Source organism: Paenibacillus sp. FSL R7-0313, assembly GCF_037969885.1.
Classification (GTDB): Bacteria; Bacillota; Bacilli; order Paenibacillales; family Paenibacillaceae; genus Paenibacillus.
Genome location: NZ_CP150219.1, coordinates 5555845 through 5573543 on the forward strand (window position 1 = coordinate 5555845; position 17699 = coordinate 5573543).

19 protein-coding genes are annotated in these 17699 nt (G+C 42.8%); 1 reads left to right on the plus strand and 18 read right to left on the minus strand.

What is annotated here, in order from left to right:
- Window positions 1–298 precede the first annotated feature (298 nt).
- The 11 genes from NSQ38_RS24050 to NSQ38_RS24100 form a co-directional block, all read right to left on the minus strand.
- Entirely contained in the window at window positions 299–1171 is an 873-nt protein-coding gene (locus NSQ38_RS24050) for an aminoglycoside phosphotransferase family protein (RefSeq protein ID WP_339784465.1), read from the minus strand.
- 191 nt (window positions 1172–1362) lie between these two features.
- Window positions 1363–2334 carry an HNH endonuclease gene (locus NSQ38_RS24055; protein ID WP_339784467.1) on the minus strand — a complete coding sequence of 324 codons (972 nt, stop codon included), beginning with the start codon at window positions 2332–2334 and terminating at the stop codon, window positions 1363–1365.
- 191 nt (window positions 2335–2525) lie between these two features.
- Entirely contained in the window at window positions 2526–3356 is an 831-nt protein-coding gene (locus NSQ38_RS24060; RefSeq protein ID WP_339784469.1) for a hypothetical protein, read from the minus strand.
- 120 nt (window positions 3357–3476) lie between these two features.
- On the minus strand, window positions 3477–3947 hold the full coding sequence (locus NSQ38_RS24065) for a hypothetical protein (protein ID WP_339784471.1): 471 nt from the start codon (window positions 3945–3947) through the stop codon (window positions 3477–3479).
- 246 nt (window positions 3948–4193) lie between these two features.
- Complete coding sequence (locus tag NSQ38_RS24070; RefSeq protein WP_339784473.1) at window positions 4194–4853, minus strand: hypothetical protein; 660 nt, start codon at window positions 4851–4853, stop codon at window positions 4194–4196.
- Window positions 4854–5151: 298 nt separating this feature from the next.
- Complete coding sequence (locus NSQ38_RS24075; protein WP_339784475.1) at window positions 5152–6249, minus strand: Gfo/Idh/MocA family oxidoreductase; 1098 nt, start codon at window positions 6247–6249, stop codon at window positions 5152–5154.
- 247 nt (window positions 6250–6496) lie between these two features.
- The gene (locus NSQ38_RS24080; protein ID WP_339784477.1) at window positions 6497–7669 is read right to left on the minus strand and encodes a Gfo/Idh/MocA family oxidoreductase; all 1173 of its coding nucleotides are present in this window, start codon (window positions 7667–7669) and stop codon (window positions 6497–6499) included.
- Window positions 7666–8580: a sugar phosphate isomerase/epimerase family protein gene (locus NSQ38_RS24085; RefSeq protein WP_339790685.1), complete on the minus strand. Its 915-nt coding sequence runs from the start codon at window positions 8578–8580 to the stop codon at window positions 7666–7668. Before NSQ38_RS24085 ends, NSQ38_RS24080 begins: the two co-directional genes overlap by 4 nt.
- 345 nt (window positions 8581–8925) lie before the next feature.
- Window positions 8926–9423: a metallophosphoesterase gene (locus NSQ38_RS24090; protein WP_339784479.1), complete on the minus strand. Its 498-nt coding sequence runs from the start codon at window positions 9421–9423 to the stop codon at window positions 8926–8928.
- Window positions 9424–9459: 36 nt separating this feature from the next.
- On the minus strand, window positions 9460–9894 hold the full coding sequence (locus tag NSQ38_RS24095) for an Rrf2 family transcriptional regulator (protein ID WP_017689053.1): 435 nt from the start codon (window positions 9892–9894) through the stop codon (window positions 9460–9462).
- 42 nt (window positions 9895–9936) lie between these two features.
- Window positions 9937–10314 carry a DivIVA domain-containing protein gene (locus tag NSQ38_RS24100; RefSeq protein ID WP_017689054.1) on the minus strand — a complete coding sequence of 126 codons (378 nt, stop codon included), beginning with the start codon at window positions 10312–10314 and terminating at the stop codon, window positions 9937–9939.
- Window positions 10315–10512: 198 nt separating this feature from the next.
- Here NSQ38_RS24100 and NSQ38_RS24105 point away from each other — a divergent pair, with 198 nt between their 5' ends.
- Window positions 10513–11079: a TraR/DksA C4-type zinc finger protein gene (locus NSQ38_RS24105; protein ID WP_036609176.1), complete on the plus strand. Its 567-nt coding sequence runs from the start codon at window positions 10513–10515 to the stop codon at window positions 11077–11079.
- A 191-nt stretch (window positions 11080–11270) separates the two neighbouring features.
- Here the strand turns inward: NSQ38_RS24105 and NSQ38_RS24110 are convergent, their stop codons facing one another.
- From NSQ38_RS24110 to NSQ38_RS24140, 7 genes are all read right to left on the minus strand, one after another.
- Window positions 11271–11963: a helix-turn-helix domain-containing protein gene (locus NSQ38_RS24110; protein WP_339784481.1), complete on the minus strand. Its 693-nt coding sequence runs from the start codon at window positions 11961–11963 to the stop codon at window positions 11271–11273.
- 133 nt (window positions 11964–12096) lie between these two features.
- Window positions 12097–13386, minus strand: a complete 1290-nt coding sequence (locus NSQ38_RS24115) for an MFS transporter (protein ID WP_338593913.1) — start codon at window positions 13384–13386, stop codon at window positions 12097–12099.
- Window positions 13387–13647: 261 nt separating this feature from the next.
- A complete protein-coding gene (locus NSQ38_RS24120; protein ID WP_339784483.1) occupies window positions 13648–13923 on the minus strand; it encodes a barstar family protein in 276 nt (91 codons plus the stop codon).
- 14 nt (window positions 13924–13937) lie between these two features.
- Entirely contained in the window at window positions 13938–14378 is a 441-nt protein-coding gene (locus tag NSQ38_RS24125; protein WP_339784485.1) for a ribonuclease, read from the minus strand.
- A 269-nt stretch (window positions 14379–14647) separates the two neighbouring features.
- On the minus strand, window positions 14648–15655 hold the full coding sequence (locus NSQ38_RS24130) for a Gfo/Idh/MocA family oxidoreductase (protein WP_339784487.1): 1008 nt from the start codon (window positions 15653–15655) through the stop codon (window positions 14648–14650).
- A 2-nt stretch (window positions 15656–15657) separates the two neighbouring features.
- Entirely contained in the window at window positions 15658–16032 is a 375-nt protein-coding gene (locus tag NSQ38_RS24135) for a helix-turn-helix transcriptional regulator (RefSeq protein WP_017689061.1), read from the minus strand.
- A gap of 515 nt (window positions 16033–16547) precedes the next feature.
- A complete protein-coding gene (locus NSQ38_RS24140; RefSeq protein WP_339784489.1) occupies window positions 16548–17696 on the minus strand; it encodes an acyltransferase in 1149 nt (382 codons plus the stop codon).
- Between the last annotated feature and the right edge of the window lie 3 nt (window positions 17697–17699).

Consider the following 17699-nt stretch of genomic DNA (forward strand, 5'->3'; position numbering starts at 1 on the left):
TTCTAATATTCCGTTCATCCTGGTTTTCAACTGCTACGTTGTAAATGTATTCTTTCACCTATATTTATTATTTGTTATTAATTGGTTGCATGGTTTAACATTCTTAAGGGGTTGCGTATAACGTTCCTGTATCTACGAACTCGAGAGGCTTAAGGGAGCACCAGCGACCGGGTCCGACGGACTTAGCCTCTCAGGGTTGTTCGCTGATTCAACTTCTCCGCTTTCCACTTCTCGCGAACCAAGGGCCGAACGGCCCGCAGCGTAGATATTATGTTATAGGATGTCAACCCTCTTTGAACTATTTAAATTCTTTAATTCCATTCTCAAAAGCTTCTTGGTCATTATGATCTATCCCATGTAAAGCTTCCTGTAAAGCAAAGGTGCTTCTATAAAAGTGAACTCGTTCTGAAATTTGTTTTCCACCCGGATACAGATTAGTGCATATTTCAAAAAACTCTTCTCCGTAACTGGAGAGAATTCCTGCGAAATCGTATGCTGGATCCCCAAGTCCTGAGCCTCCGAAGTCAATAACTCCTGCAATTCGGTTTTCTTTTCGATTCCATATGATATTGCCTGCTCCAAAGTCTCCATGAATATAGGTTTTCTCTAAATTCTGATTATGAGTATTATTTAAAAATGTATTAAAGTTATCTACTACTTTTTCTTGCGCATCTACACGCATAAATGGAAAGAGTTTCTCTCTTATTCTAATAAACAGATTTTCTATAATTCTATGTACACTTTCATGTTGTTTTTGAATAACAACTGCTTTCGGTATGTCCATAGAATGGAGTTCAATAAGAAAAGTAACAAGTTGTGAGGCAATTGTAACCATTAGGTCTTGGCTTTTGATGGTTAATAATTCTTCCTTCCAAAAAGGAGCACCTTCAATCAGCTCATAGCCCATGAAAGCCTTACCTACCTCCATCTCATCAATGGATTTATAGGCTGGATAGGGAATCTGCAATGTTACAGTCTTACTAATAGTTTCTAACATCTCGGTTTCTCGCTTTAATTTCTCTAATCCTTCCTTATACTTAGGAAACCTAAAAACGAGAGATTCATTAAGAATAAATACGTTATTATTCTGACCGATCTCGTTTTGTTTAACATCTTGAATATGTAAATCTGAGTAAACTTCTTGAATGCGTCGAACATAAGTAGAGATCATATATACAAGCTCCTTCGATAATGAATGTTTTACTTTCTTGAATTTTAGCTGATTTCCTATAACGTTCCTGTATTCACGACCCGACCTATGTCGGGTGTCCGGCGAAGGCCGGACCAAGAGCGAATTCTCGCAGCGTGAATATTATGTTATCCCAAGAAACAGGCTTCTTTGAAACCGCTATACTTCTTTGTTCAAGGTCTAAAACCAATTCTTGTCCAATGATGTTCTAAATAATCAGTGTTAACGCATGTTTGCGCTTGCTTGATAGGATAACCATTAAATTCTTTTATTCGATTTATTGGATTACCATAATTGGCTAAGCGCTCAGTATTTATTGATACTAGCAAATCACTATCAAAAGTAAATAAGCCCATTTCAAAAGCTTTATCGTGCATTAAACAAAGACACAAACCGTTATCTATTTCTCCTCTTAATTCCGGTCTGTCCGACCATCGTGCTATATGTGACCCTATCAAAAAGTTTTTATCGCTAATTTCGCAACTAGGAAAGCAACATTTATTGTGAAAGTTTTCTTTAACATTTTTCGAAAATTCATTTTGTCCGATTCGAATTGCTAAACTTGATTGACTTTCATATGCTTTTACCTGTTTTCTGATATTAGTTTCTTTAACGTTTGTATAGCTTGTAATTTCATCAAATAGAATATCACTTAATATCCTATCTAACTCTGACAAATAAGCTCCATTCTGCCTACGTAAACTATCGTTTTGAACTACATAAAACAAAAGTTTTTTTTCATTGCCTTTCTTGATTTTATTTATATTGAAATAGTATCTAAGCTGACTTTCCTTTTGACTGAATAATTTACTGAGCAAAATTTTTTCAGTAAATAATTCAAAGTCTTTTAAATTTACTCTGTTAAACATTTCTGCATAATCCCATTGGCTTCCGGGATTAGGCGGTCTGAGATCTGTAACAAAGCCATCAGCTTCAGCAATAGAATATCCTACAAATCCAGGCTCTGCATTACCTTTAAGATGTAAAATAACGTCTCCCTCTTTAACACGTATCAAGCTATTCCAATACGGCCAAGGTCTTCTAGAGTTCTTAACGATCTTATATGCTGGAGACCATAGACATTGAGAAAATCCCCATCCTTTTCCTCCATGTGTTTCCTCTGTTGACATTTCAATCCACATCATAATCTTCTGCTCCTAATCCAAGCTGATATAGCTTTCGCTTCACTTTTGTTATTAATAAGTATTTAAGTTTTTTCGGATAACGTTCCTGTATTCACGCCCCAGCGTATGCTGGGTGTCCGGCTCCTGCCGGACCAAGGGCGGATGCCCGCAGCGTGAATATTATGTTAGGCGAAGTTACATTCTTTCATACTTTAATTCTTTAATTCTTTAATTTGGTACTCTAGATCACATAAAATCATTATTGTTTTCATAGTAGGTTCATAAATTTTAAATTCACAGATAAGCTCATTCTCGTTCTTATAAAAATCAGTCAGTACTAATTCTCTATAATCTTCTCTTGTTCTTTCAGCTACCTCTCTTCTAAGTTCTTTAAATTTTTCATTATTTATAGAAGTACTTTTAATGTTTGTACGTTCATCTTCAAATTTACTAGCCAAGATCCCTTTCAAAACATCCCAAGTAACTCCTGATAAAACTGAGCTGCCGATGAAAAACAAAAAGTCTTCGGCTCCTCCAGATAATCCTCCATCAAATCTCGACTGATAATGCTGTATGACCTTAAAGTCTTGATTTTGAGTAGCCAATAGCTGCTTTATTTCTTCCGCTACTCCCCATTCTTCAATTTGATGCGCTTTAAACACGAACCCATCTTCATTCATTATTTCATTCAATAAATCAAAATTATTTGAGGTTGTTTTTAAACCCAATTCTTGTAAATCCTTAAAATATGACTCGCATGCTTCTTTTACTCTATTAAGAGTTCTATCTATTTCGTTTGCTGGATCAGTATCATCAAAGATTAGAGTAATATAGATGTAATAATTTTCTCCTACTATACTGACTTTTAAAGTCATCCAATCCTCTTTAATTTGAAGAATTAGTGTATGTAAATCATCAATCATACTCTCAGTTAACCGAATATTTTCAAACTTATATTTTTGAGAAGGTGTGATTTCTCGTTTTGAATAATTGGAACTCCAATTCATTTTCTCTAAACGCAATTCCAAATTAAGGTTTGACATAATAAACCTCCTAATCTTACAGGTAATTTCGCCTAACGTTTCTGTATTCACGACCCGACATATGTCGGGTGTCTGGCGAATGCCAGACCAAGGACGAATGTCCGCAGCGTTAATATTATGTTATGTGCTGTTGCCAACTTCCCTGAATTTCTTACAAATGGCCTTTAATTGTTCTTCATACAACTGTTTATTGAATTCTAATGATTTGAAGTTAGTATAATCCCAATAACCTCCAGCTGATTCTTCATCCCTAAAAGGTTGTTCAAATTCACTCCAAATAATAACCTCATCTTCTTCAGTTATTCTAACTATCAAAGGCCAACATCCCGGCTCGCCACAGTTACATCCCAGCACTAATGTTTTCCCATCGTAATTGTAAATATCATTTTCATTAAGTTTCCCAAAAAAATGTTCTTCAATGTCTTTTAAATATTCTATATTCAAACCCTCATATCCCCCAGCAATTGAAGGTTCAAACTGGATTTCATATCTTCTCATTAATTCGTTCAGATTCTCGCCATTTATATAAACACCTAAGATTTGAGCATCTTGCTCTTCGGAATATTCCATAGTGAAATGAATCACGTCCATATATACAACTCCATTTTTCTTTAATGATTGATGATACATAAAATCTCTTGGCAATTGCACATAACGTTTTTATCTATGAACCGGAAAGGCTTAAAGGAGCGCAGCGACTGGGTGGCTTCGCCACTTAGACTTGCAGGGTTGTCTGCCTGAACAATTCTCCTTGAAATGCTTCTAGCAGACCAGGGGACGAAAGTCCCACTGCATAGATATATTGTTATGAGATGTGACCAGCATCCTTGAATAAACTCAAGAAAGTTTGTTAGTTATATATTCTTTTGTATATGTAAACCATTCTGGCACAAGAATTTCGTTAATAGAATATTCTTCAACGCTATTATTATCAACATTTATTTTCCATAATTTCTGCTTTTTGCTCTTAGTATCGTTCCACAGTTCATCAACTTTATTTAAATTTGGATCTAATACAAAATAAAAATCTTTTTTTCTATAATCACTATCTTTCTTAATGAATCTCTCTCTACAAGTCAAAAGAATATATGGTACATACATAAATGTTAGTCCTTTAAAATTCCAAACTCCCTTCGATGTTGCAAAATCAATCAATTCTCTAAACTCTTTTACACTCAAATTATCAGCCAAACCCTTACACTTTTCATAAATTGAATATGAGTTAGCAATGGTCAGTGATTTAATGTACTCTCCATTCTCATTATCAATATCACTAGCAACTAAATGTTCAAATGGCTTATGATTTTTTTCAATTGTAGGACACTGTGATCCTTTTCTATGTGTAAAATGTGTTCTTGTATTTTCCGATTTATCAGCTCGTAAAGAAATCTCTTCATCACATACGGGACATAATCCCTCTCTGCGATTGCTACATACCTTTAACCATTCTTGTACCTCTAAGAGTTTACCACTTACTGGATCTATTGCTTTATTCATTAGAAGACTCCTTTTTGTTATTTTGGTCATTTCTTATAACATCATATCTACGAACTTCGTAAATACCTCTCTTATCAATCCATATCCGAACTACATATAATATAACCCAAATTAATCCATATGCGAAGTCACGAACATACTCAAAAAAAGCAGCCCCAGTGTGAACTACTCCATTCGTTAGACATAACTAACCTGTTGGATGCAGTTTAACATTTGAGCTGCTCTTTCTTCACTTAACAAAAGAAGAATTACGGATAACCTTTAGTGATCAACCTTTGCTCCCCTTCACCTAAAACATTTACTTCGCTCCGCTACTCCACACCACGCGCTCGCTCATCGCTTTATGCTGTGCAATCAGGCAGAGTTCTGCTGCTTTGAATGCATGTTCCTGTGTCATGGCTGTCTCGGTCCGGTCCAGACAATCGCGAATGAGTTGGCCGAAGAACGGGTAACCGACCTTGCCCTTCACGCTGTAGCGAAACTCGCCTTCATGGTTTACCAGATAGACCTGATCTCCTTCAGGTTCTCTCGCAACATCGATATACTTCCGCAGCTCGATATAACCGTCCGTTCCCAGAATAACCGTACGCCCATCGCCCCATGTGCCCAGACCATCCGGTGTGAACCAGTCCACTCGGAAGTAACCGGAAGCTCCGTTATCACCAATCAGAGAAGCTTCGCCGAAGTCTTCCAGTTCCGGGAACTGTGGGTGATTGAAGTTATGCACACGACTGAACCCTACCTCAGCGTCCGTACATGATGCAAACGTCAGAAATTGTTCGATCTGGTGACTCCCGATATCACATAGAATGCCGCCATACTGCTCATGCTTGAAGAACCAGTCGGGTCTTCCTCCGGCATTCAGGCGATGCGGGCCTGTGCCCATAACTTGCACTACTTTGCCGATTGCCCCTTGTTCGATAAGCTGCCCCGCATAGATCGCACTTTCTACATGCAGTCGTTCACTGTAATACACCATGTACTTTTTGCCCGTTCGCTTCACTTCTTCTCGTGCAAGCTTTAATTGCTCCAGCGTGGTAAATGGGGCTTTGTCTGTAAAATAATCCTTGTCTGCGGCCAGAACTCTCATGCCAAGCGGCGCACGATCTGAAGTGATCGCTGCACTTGCCACCAATAACACCTCATCATCTGCAAGCACTTCGGCTTCAGATCCAGCAACTTGAGCCTGTGGGAACTGCTTCTGAAATGCCGCTACCTTCGCCGGGTCCGGATCATACACCCACTTGAGGGTAGCACCAGCCTCCAACAATGCCCCAACCATGCCGTAGATGTGTCCATGATCCAGCGCGACAGCAGCAATCGTGAACTCACCCGGACCACATACGACCTCTTTTGTAACACTTTTTGGTGCATAGAACATCCCGTCTTTAGCCATGTCATCCCATCCTTATTATAAAATGTTGATTACAATGAACTCGTCTATATAAGCTGAACTAGAGATTATTCACACAGACACTACGATGACAGAATAACCTTCCAATCGCTGTTATCCCCAGATTTTTTGATTCCCTTTTCCAAAGGGGAAAATCCGGGGATAAAGGCGAACGCTTCGCTTTTCCAGGTTTTTTCTGTCCTCTCCGTTACGTGTAAATGATTAGTTCAACTTATATAACAAATCGTCTTCATTTAAACGTCTGACTCAGATCAGCAGGTTGACTGCCACTGAATGCCTTTTCTTTCTTTGTCGTTGAACCAGCAATGCGTTCCTGCAGATGCTCGTAGAACAGATCCTCATCGATCGGCAGATCCACCCAGTTATCCGTCCAAGTGGACAGCAGCATCGCATTGGATAACGTCAATCCGTGTATACCATCCTCACCGGGAGCAATAAGTGGTACGCCTGTACGAATCGCATCAACCCAGTTACGAATCAGACCCGGGTGCCCCGTTTCCACACCTGTAATCGGAATCTCACACTTCCAGCATTCTGGCTGCCCAAAACCTCCGGTAAACCGCTGATTGAATTCAGGCTCAGATTCCCGAAGTCGCCAGAACGTAAGTTTTCCATCTTCAATAACGATTTTACCCCGGTCTCCGTTGACCTCAAATCGATTGGTACCCGGTGCTTCTCCAGTAGTCGTTACGAAGACACCCGTTGCTCCATTTTCATACTCCACATAAGCTGTTACATCATCTTCCACTTCAATGTTCCGATACTTGCCAAACGAACAGAAAGCACGCATTCGCACCGGCATCATGCCGATGGTCCACTGCCACAGATCAAGTTGATGCGGGTCCTGGTTAATCAGTACACCGCCCCCTTCACCTGCCCATGTTGCCCGCCAGCCGCCGGAATCATAGTAACTTTGGGATCGATACCAGTTCGTAATAATCCAGTTGGTACGCCGTACCTCACCCAGTTCGCCCGAAGCAATCAAGTCTCTCAGCTTAATGTAGAGTGGATTGGTCCGCTGGTTGTACATCATGGAAAAGACTTTGCCACTGGCTGCGGCCGCTTCATTCATCTTGCGTACCTGTTTCGTATATACACCGGCCGGCTTCTCGATCATGACATGCAAGCCATGCTTGAAAGCCTGAATGGCCTGTTCCGGATGATCATAATGCGGCGTTGCAATAATGACTGCATCAATCGTACCCGAAGCCATCATCTGCTCTGCATCCTGCCAATAGGTGACCGTTGCCGGAAGGTGACTGGATACCCAGCTCTCCATCTCTCTTCTTACATCACATACGGCGACCAGCTCTGCACCGGGTACTTCTCCAGCCACCAACGTTCTGGCATGTGCTGCTCCCATGTTTCCTATACCAATAACCGCTACTCGTACGATACTCATGACTGCTCCTCCTCGTCCACACGACGCTCAATTTCTTCGAAAACGTCTGCAAAATGCTGTAACATCGCCTTGGATTCCAAGGCACCACAAAAGTCCTCTATTCCGTAGTATCCGTCATACCCGACGGCACGAAGATCCCGCACCATCTGTACCCAATCGACCATGCCTTCAGTCAGCGGCGTCCAGTGACATTTCCAGGCTGTATTCAGAGTCACTCCGCTGCTCTTCTCAGTCACATTAGCCTTTTGCGAATCTTTCCCTTCTGCTTCAAACCACCCGGCATTTTTTACATGTACATGAGCCAGATAAGGGCCTAACAACTCAAGTCCCATCCGATGATTCTCATATCCTTCATGCACCATATTGCCTGGATCGTACAATACACCCACATGCTGCGGGTCGAGCGATTGCACAAGCCGATAGGCCAGCGATGCGGTCGGAGCAATCGTCTGATGATGTGTCTCTACAATCGCCTTGATGTTGTACTGTTTGGCCAGATCTTGTACTTCACTCAGGTAATCCACGGCTTTACGATACAACTCAGGATAACTGGTCTTGCGATCATATCCAGGAACACCCACACGCATCATAGATGCTCCTAAACCAGCCGCAGCCTGAAACGCCTGTTCGGTGGCAGACAGATCTCCACAGTCCAGATACGGTACAAGTGCGATGGATTTTCTACCTTGCCCTACCGCTGCTTCACGAAAAACAGGAACCTGTTCTTCCCAGCGGCTCGGATCTACGGAGCATCGATTATTTCTCCAGTATGAAGGCTCTTCAGACATAGCATCTTCAGGAATTCCACGGAATCTCCATTCAATTCCATCAATCCCCGCTGCTGCCGCAGCCGATGCCAATTCTTCTGCATTCAGATCAGGGGTAGCCACCGTGAATACAGACAGTTTCATCATGATCCATCTCCTTATGTAAACGTATTCATTTCATGTCGTAAAGGCATTGTATCACTCCACTGAACGTCACCATAGGGGAAAACGCCAACAGATGAATGACAGATAACGAACTGAGCACATTCCCCATTCAGAGATAACTTCCCAAGAGAATGATGTGATCTCAAATCAAAAAAGACATCCTTGGAACAGATTTGAATTCTGCTCAAAGATGCCTTGTACAATAATCTTTTTATCTATAAGATGAAATTTGAGGAAAAGGTTCCCTATCAGTTATCCAGTCGCCACTTCAGTAGTTGGTTCTGGCTCTTGTACTCGTCCAACTTGCAACCAGCGTATATCTCTCTAATCCCGATCAAAGAATACGTGTTCAGCCTGTATTTTCCCCTGATCTATTGTCATGATGCCAAATGAGTATTGCTTCTGAAAACGTTTATCCGTAGGCGACCCCGGATTAAATACCAGCGTGTTGTCCACGGTATGCATCACTGGGATGTGTGAGTGTCCGTAGATCACAGCATCCAGATGCTGGCCTGCAAAGGTATGAATTGCATTCTGCTCCGTACCCTTTGATCCCAGATGCCCGTGCACAAGCCCCAGACGAAGTCCTTCCACTTCAACAATACGGGAATACCCCAGTTTTTCCGCGATTTCGGACGGGTCCGTATTACCAGCTACGCCTTCAACAGGTGCATACTCGCTAAGCAATGGGTATACGCTCCAATCCGACCAGTCACCGGCATGAAGAATAAGATCGGCACTCGGCAGTACATCAAGGAGCCTAACCGGTAATATCTGTGATTTACGTGAACAATGCGTGTCAGAGATGACTACAATTTTCATATAACAACCCACCTTTCCTTTACCTCTGATTACAATCTACTCTGTCTGTGATGGAACAGCTTGCATCTGAGTACAGGAACGTTCCATATCTTCAAGTGTAATGGATGCAAAGAACTGCTCCACCTTCGCCTCGGCAACCTGATACAGATTGGTCAGCAAGCTGTCAATATGCAAGCCCACTTCACAATCCGGGTTACAATTGCCATGAATCGGGAACAATGGACCTTCGTCCTTGGCAGCCTGATAGATCATGGCTAATGTGATTTCACTTGATGGCTTCGCTAAGTAGAAACCTCTTGTTCCAGGAGAGGAGTTCACCAATCCCGCCTTTTTCAGCCCGCCCAGAATACGTCTGACGACGACAGGGTTGGTATTCACGCTACCTGCAATATGTGCAGACGTGATTCGTTCAGGCGCGCTGAGAGACAATAACAACAAACAATGCACACTGACCGAAAAATGAGTACTCATGATTAACCACCTTTATTTAATATAATCCAGGACATGCTGCCGTTATTCAGAGAACAGATCCTTTTCGGGACGTGCTCTGATCTTGAGCTGTCGCACACTGTACTCCAGTTGTTTCACAATATCATCCAGCTGTTTGCGATCAATCTTGGTCGGATCTTCCACCGGTTTTGCAGACGACTTGAGATCACGGATCGTTAACTGCTGTTCTTGCCATTTGTCCATCAGATCTGCAATATTGGCATAGAAACGTTCGTAATCTTTGATGACCAGGTCAAGATAAGCATCTACCTCATCCGGATCATAACCACGAAGTTTATAATTAAATTGTTTTTCATGAATCGATAACGCATCTAGCTGCACACCCAATTGTTTGAACAATTGTCTCTGTTTATCCAATCTTCGTTTCATATGTTCATCCATATTGACAACCTCCATTATAAGCCAAGCCGTGGTTCTAATTCCTGTAAAGAACATACGGCATTTTCTCTCTCTATTTTTTATAACACATAATCCGTCAGATATAAAACGATACAGCCCTATTCCTCACGAAATGATTGCTTTTCACCCAATTCGGGTAAAGACTCACTACACCCCACAACGGGAAAGGAGCATGCCCTTATGAGTACATTAACTAAAGATCAACATCAAATACTGAAAAACGCCCTTTTGGAGCAACGTGAAAACTTGCAGCGTCATTTTGAATCCAGCATGGAAGACGGTGCTCCAGTCGAGTCGCTGAAAGATTCAACTGGTGAACTGTCCTCCTATGATAATCATCCGGCAGATGCGGGTACAGAAACATTCGAACGTAGCCGTGATCTGGCGATTGACGATACATTAACAGACGAATTCAATCAAGTGAACGACGCATTGGAACGTATGGAGCAAGGTACATATGGAACCTGTGTAACGTGCGGAGAAGATATTCCCTTCGAACGACTTGAGGCTATCCCTTATACCGCTTACTGTATTGACGACACGCCTAATCGGGAGATCAGCAACGATCGGCCCGTTGAAGAAGAAGTAATGACCATGCCTCCGAGTGGTGCTGGAGAAGGAAGACAGCAGCGGGCCGGCAAGTTCGACAACGCAGATGCCTGGGAAGCGGTCGAAGAATATGGTACATCTAATTCCCCCGCAACCGCAGCCAAACGTGATGTGAAGGGCTACGATGAGAACATGTAACTTCGTTATGAAATGAAACGGTAAGCGACAAAATTGAATTGGATTCCGTAGGCTGCTCCACCATTAGCCTTCCTTATCACGCATTAAAAAGCCGCCATTGGGCGGCTTTTTCTAGTTTTCTCCTAAGCAGACTCTCACGTTTGCCGTTACTTGCTTCCAGCGATAACGCTGAACACTTGGATTCCATCCATTTATTCTTTCGATTCACTATCAGATGCTGCAGACTCCTGCCGCTTAGACACAGATCGAGGCATTTTTGGAGTTGATTTGCCCTTATCAGACGTAGCTTTCTTTTTCTCTTTTGCATCTGTCTTAGAAACAGGCATTTTCACTACAGGTTTAGAGAGGGCAGAGAATAACTGAAAGACCTCCTGTTCCCCTTGTTGATTCTCTTTTGTTGTATAGGGTTCACAGAGTTTTATGATGTTTTTATACAACTGCTCTACTTCCTCACGGGTTGCGTACAGCGTGATATCCGAGAGAAACATCCGATCTTCGTTTTCCGCATGATACATGAATCGCTGACGACTTTGTTCAAACATCTCATTTAACAATTTGAGCGTCTCGGATCGAAACACCTGTTTCAATGGTGAGTTTTCCTTGTCTTCATCTTCGTGACGGAGATGGATCTCTCCGGTAAACGGTTCGTAGTATTTTGCGATAATCCCATTAATCTCACGCGTGGAAACGATCGTCAGTAGACCGATTTTCTCCAGCTTTTTTACATGATAGTGAACTTTGGCTGGCACCTCACCCATCTGATCGGCGATCTCTTTAACCGTGGATGGTCTGCCCTGCTTGTTAAACATATTCATAATCTGTATCCGATACGGATCGGAGTAAATTTTAATTTCTTCAATTGTTGAAAGAACCTTGTGCTCCATCCCTGTATCCTCATTTCCGGGGTACCTGTTGTCCATCGATGTCTCTATTATACCGCTGCGTCAGGACTTCGGTCAAAACGAGCCGGAAATGACTTGATACAGAAAATCGGCTAATGATCACTTCTGAATATCTTCACAGAGCACTTCGAAAACTTTTGCTAAATAACAGCATACCTGCTGACATGGCCAGCATAACACCAAAAACGATAAACAGAACCGGCATGGTCAGCCAATCTGCAAGTGCTCCCGAAACCAGACTCCCAAGTGGTGCAACACTCAAGACAAGCATAGTCTGAAGGGCATACACTCTGCCCAGCATCTCCGAAGGGGTAACTTCCATAAGATAGGTACCAAGCGGTGTTGTAGCCAGCGGAATCCCCATACCCATCAGTAGACAAAAGGCCGCTGCAACCGGCAGTTGGAAGGAAGTCATATAAGCGGGTAATGCCGTCATCGCATAACTGAGACCCAACATGACAATACCACTGATGACCAGCACACTTTTACGATATTTCGCTCCCCTTTGTGTCAACCATACACCGCTAAGTAACATGCCTCCCACCATCAGCCCACTGAGCAGACTCAATCCCCCAGCGCCAGCATGCAGCGTTTCAATGACATAGGGTGTACGGAGAACATTAAACGGCATCAGGCAGAAATTAATGAAGGCAAACAGGATAGAGACAATTAACAATAAGGAATGTTTACGAAGAAAATGAAAAGCTTCTGCCATTTCGGAGAATATACTACTTTTTTCGGATGGAAGAGAATCTATTTCAATCGATGTCCTACTATCATTGTTAGCAGATGTTGAGGTTTCAGGATAGCCGACTCGGCTCATAATTAAAGCACTTAGCGCAAACAATCCAGCATCAATCAGGATCGTCCAGGCAATGCCTATTGTAGCAATAAGGGCACCCGCCACTGCAAGTCCTGCGAGTTCGGCCACTCTGGTTGCGGAAGAGGACATGGCATTACCCGAAAGTAGCATCGATTGGGGAAGCAATCGGGGGACACTGGACACTTCCGCAGGAGTAGTGAAACATTCCAGCAAAGAATTCAGAATTGTAATGACAAACAGATGCCAGACTTCAAGTTGACCCAATCCAAACAGCAGAGCTGTAATCCCCACAAACAACCCGCGGCCAGTATTCGTAATCACAATGACTTTTTTGGGAGACATGCGATCAACCAAAGCCCCGGCGAACAGACCCAGGAGGATATTGGGCAAAAAATTCACCGCCAGCAACGTGCCCATCAGCACTTTCGAACCGGTCAGAATGTACACCATCCAACTGTAAGCAATCGAATCAATCGAATCACCAAATCTGGATACAACTTTACTAAGCATAAATTGCATGTACGGTCTGATTCGTATTAACTCACCCATACCTTGCTTGCCAACTGCTGTGTTATCGTTCATGACTTTCCACTCCCTAACGTTAAAATATTTTTCATGTTAATTTTATTTTAACGTAAGTTATGCAGAAATCAATACCTTCGTGAAAATAATTTTAACGACAAGTAAGCAAAGTAAAATCTCGCTCTACTTTCAGATGATTCGTAATCAACACAAAGACTTTTTGAACAACCTTTTCGAACAACTCCTATAACACAAAAAAAACAGACCACATGTGGTCTGCTCGGCTGGACGGATTATATTTGAACTGCCTTTATTTGCTGCCTACTTCTCAACACGCAATTGAAATCCAGCCTGTTCAGCCTGTACCTCCAACATCAAATCACGTACCCGGCCTGCTGCATTCCCCAGTCGTTCTTCGCTGATTCGGTAGTTGGTCCATCTTAGCTCTAGTGGAAGTTCAACCGTACCCGTCAGGCAATCCCATAGAGCGTCGAGATTACCCCCATAAAAATCCGGCAGCTTCAACTTAACCTTTAATTGCTGATGAAGTTCAGCGCTACTAGCAAAGTCTTCTCCATCCAGAATCACGGTGTTCATGACTGCTCCTTCCTCTATTTCATGCGTGTAAATGATACATAGTGATCTGTCGTTTTGTAGATGAGTCCATCATTGGAGTACACAATCCGATCCGAATTACGGAAGCCGGAAGTATAGTTAATATCTGCTTCGCGCCATGTACGTCCACTTGCTGAAGGCAGAAGCCCCTCCCGATTGCCAAATACGTCTCCACCAATGCTTTTCCCAGGAGCCACTACAGCCAAGTTTCCTTGTGAAGCTACCCAGCCGAGTCCTGTTGCTTGTGATTTGGTAATAAAGTTACATGGCAACGTTCCGTTTGCACTCAAATAGTTAGCTACACCTGTAAACGTATTGATGATGGTACATGTTGCAGCAGATGCCTTCTGCTGTCCAACTGGAGTGAACTGTGAACCTGTGAGGAAAACAAACGTTAACAACAATGCCAGTAATGCGGTGGATATCAACTTTTTCATAATCCGGCCTCCCGATCCTTCAAAGTAGATGAACGTTGTCACGACATGCATCCTGCAAGCTGTAACTTTCTGGTTGTGCGTTCTGCTAGATTATAGTAAACAAGTCATCTCATGACTATTTATATCACATCAATTTGGTAGAAATATCAAATTCAGACGTTTTAATTGTAAAATATTATAATTGTAACATTTTAAGACAGAAAAAAAGACTCTCATCCCTGAAGATGGAGTCTGCATTTACTAGTATGTGTAAACTGACTTGACCTAATCTAATCGATCAGCTGCACACGTTGACGAGTTCGAGCCGATTCCAGGCACGCATCAATCACGCGCATGTTTTGAATGGTATTTTCCGGACTGAAAGGTAGAGCTGCTCCATCAAGCACAGCCGTTGCAAATGTCTCCACCTGAAGCACATAGGAATTCGACACCGACACACGCTCCTCACGGCTAACCGAATCGGTGTGCACAATAATCTGAGGTGGAATATCACTGTTCTCCCAGCCAAACACTTTTGGCAGTTCAATCCGCCCTTCCGTCCCGAGAATCTCCATCTCCGCTCGTCCTGAAGCCCACATGCCACAGTCAAAAGTTAAGGCTACCGAATTCGGAAATTCGACCAGTCCCGACGCCATCATATCCACTCCATCATGCTCGTCCGAGAATAAAGCGTGTACGGTCACCGCTTCCGGTTCCTGTCCCAGATACATCCGGGCTGCCGAGATCGGATACACGCCAAGATCGAATAATGATCCGCCGCCCATCTCTCTTTTGAACCTTACATTTTCCTTGTCATCAGCGGTATTACACGTAAAGTTACCATGGATGGCTCTAACGATACCAATCTCCCCACTAGCTATAATCTCTTGCACACGTCTGTGCTTGGGATGATAACGATACATAATTGCTTCTGCAAAAAGAACACCTTGCTGCTCACACGCCTCAATCATTTCTGCTGATTCATCTGCATTCAGGGCAGCTGGTTTCTCACACAACACGTGTTTGCCAGCCTGTGCCGCTTTGATGGTCCATTCTTTGTGCATATGGTTAGGCAAAGGAATATAGACGGCTTCAATGTCCGGATCAGCGATGAGCTCTTCATAACTGCCATACGATCTGGCAATGCCGAGTTCTTCGGCAAGGGTTTCCGCCTTTTCTTTGCTGCGGCTGGCAATCGCCAACACCTCACCACGTTCAGACTGCTGGATTGCCGGAATGACTGCATTTTTGGCAATGGTTGACGTACCGAGTACCCCCCACTGTAACTGTCTGTTCATGCTCATCTTCCTTTCATACCGTAATTGTCCTCTTCTGCCTTGTGTAACATGCCGAGACAACGATCCAGGTCCGTTTTGACCTGTTTCTTGTATAACTCAGCTTTTTCCGCACCATCATCCGTGAAATGATATAAAACGATTTCCTGAAAATCGACCTTTGGATCATTGCCCTTCAGTTTCTTTGTCCGATAAAAAACACCTTGCTGTACCAATTCATGCAGTGCCCGATATACCTCGCTCTGGGGTGGTACGTAACCGTAGTCTTTGAATTCCTGCTTCATCGCCTCCAGCATCTCGTAACCATACCCCCTGTGCTGTTCAACCATTGTAATCAGATACAGCTTGATAAATGCCCGCTGTGCAATCATAAAAGCCACGTTCATTCCCCTCCTGTCAGAACCTATATATCTAGTATTATAAAACTTATGTTCGGGTTCTGCCATCTTTCTCCGCTTTGCCTCCCTTTTGTCCATCTTCAAAGAAGGTGAGAAAGAAATCGTGTGGATACGCGGTAACTTGGGGGAAGCACGGAAAAAGGTTTTCTGTTGTGAATTTTTCATGTAATGAAATTTTAATTTTTATTCAAAATAATCAATTTCATAATACCTTTAGCTGCTTCAATCAAGGCTGGATATAGATTGAAACGGTTCAATTTGTCTATATCCAGTTACAGAAATCCATTTTTAGTGAGTTATGAAATTGATTCAAAAGTTGTTTATTTCAGGGCTCAGGGAGTCGTGAGATCGAATTTTAATAATAAGAAAGACTGTGCACAAGCTGTAAAAGCTGTACTACCTGTGCTCCTGTATCTTGTGTTCGTTTACTCTCGTACTCCCGTACACTTCTGTGCGGCTGTGGTGATCTATTATGAATTTTTCATATGTTGATGGATTCATTTATCGCGAACAGACTTCGGTACGATTCCCACAATCCATTTGCCCCAGCTTACACGAGAGATAAGCCATGTCACTACACAGGATAATGTAAGAGCCAACAACCAGGTGATGATCATCCGAACGACAGGGTTCCAGCCCATAGCAACGTAAAACAACTCATCCGGAATGTAGCTATACCGCAGCATCAACATATGCATCAGATAACCGCCATACGATACACCACCAATCCATCCCAGCAGTCGTGTAACTCTGAGGTTATGCAGTTTTCCGGCCAGCTGGTACATGACCATAATAGAGGCTATCAGAAAGAGTGCCATATCCGGGCGGATCAGGCTGACCGTATAGAACGTAATTTTGATTCCCTCCGGCTTCTGAAACTCCAGCATTAATAAATAAGTAAACCGCAGACCCAGAACAATAAACACTGTCCAGTATATCCAGCGCAATCGATGAATCCATTCATTCCAATGCTGGACGGATAACCCCGCTGCTGCACCAAGCACAAAATAAATAAAGAAATAGAGGAAATTGCGGTCTGCATACGTTGTAAAAGCATCTGTCAGCACCGGGATATTCAGCCATTCCATGAACTTGGCGATGTTTCTTAATTGATCCGCAAGTACAAGATACACTACACCAGAAATCAATAATGCGATCATACGCCCCTTGGCCTCATATCGGTTATATACATAACGAATTGCACGCAAGAAGAGCGGAAATAACAGATAAAACTGGATCAGCATAATAATGTACCAAAAGTGTGAAGTCGTTTTGCCAGTAATCAACTTCAAACCTAGGTCCGGGATGTCATTCCATCCAAATCCGGTCCAGCCACGCGGTGCAAGTGTAAAATAAATGAGTGACCAGATCAGATAAGGCACGATGACGTCGTTTACTCTTTTTCTTATGAACTGGCCATAATGCAGCTTGTCTCCCGTGTTATAAAACAGCACCATACCTGTTATGAATATGAATAAAGGAACTGCAAATTTGGAGAGCATCAGCAGTATGGCCAGTAACACACCATCCTCCAGTCTCGTCTCCGGGACTAAAGAGTAATGTGCGATGGAATGCTGAAGAACCACCGCTCCAAAGGCAATTCCCCTTAAGCTCTCTATTTCTGTAATTCGTTCTTTGCGAGGCATACA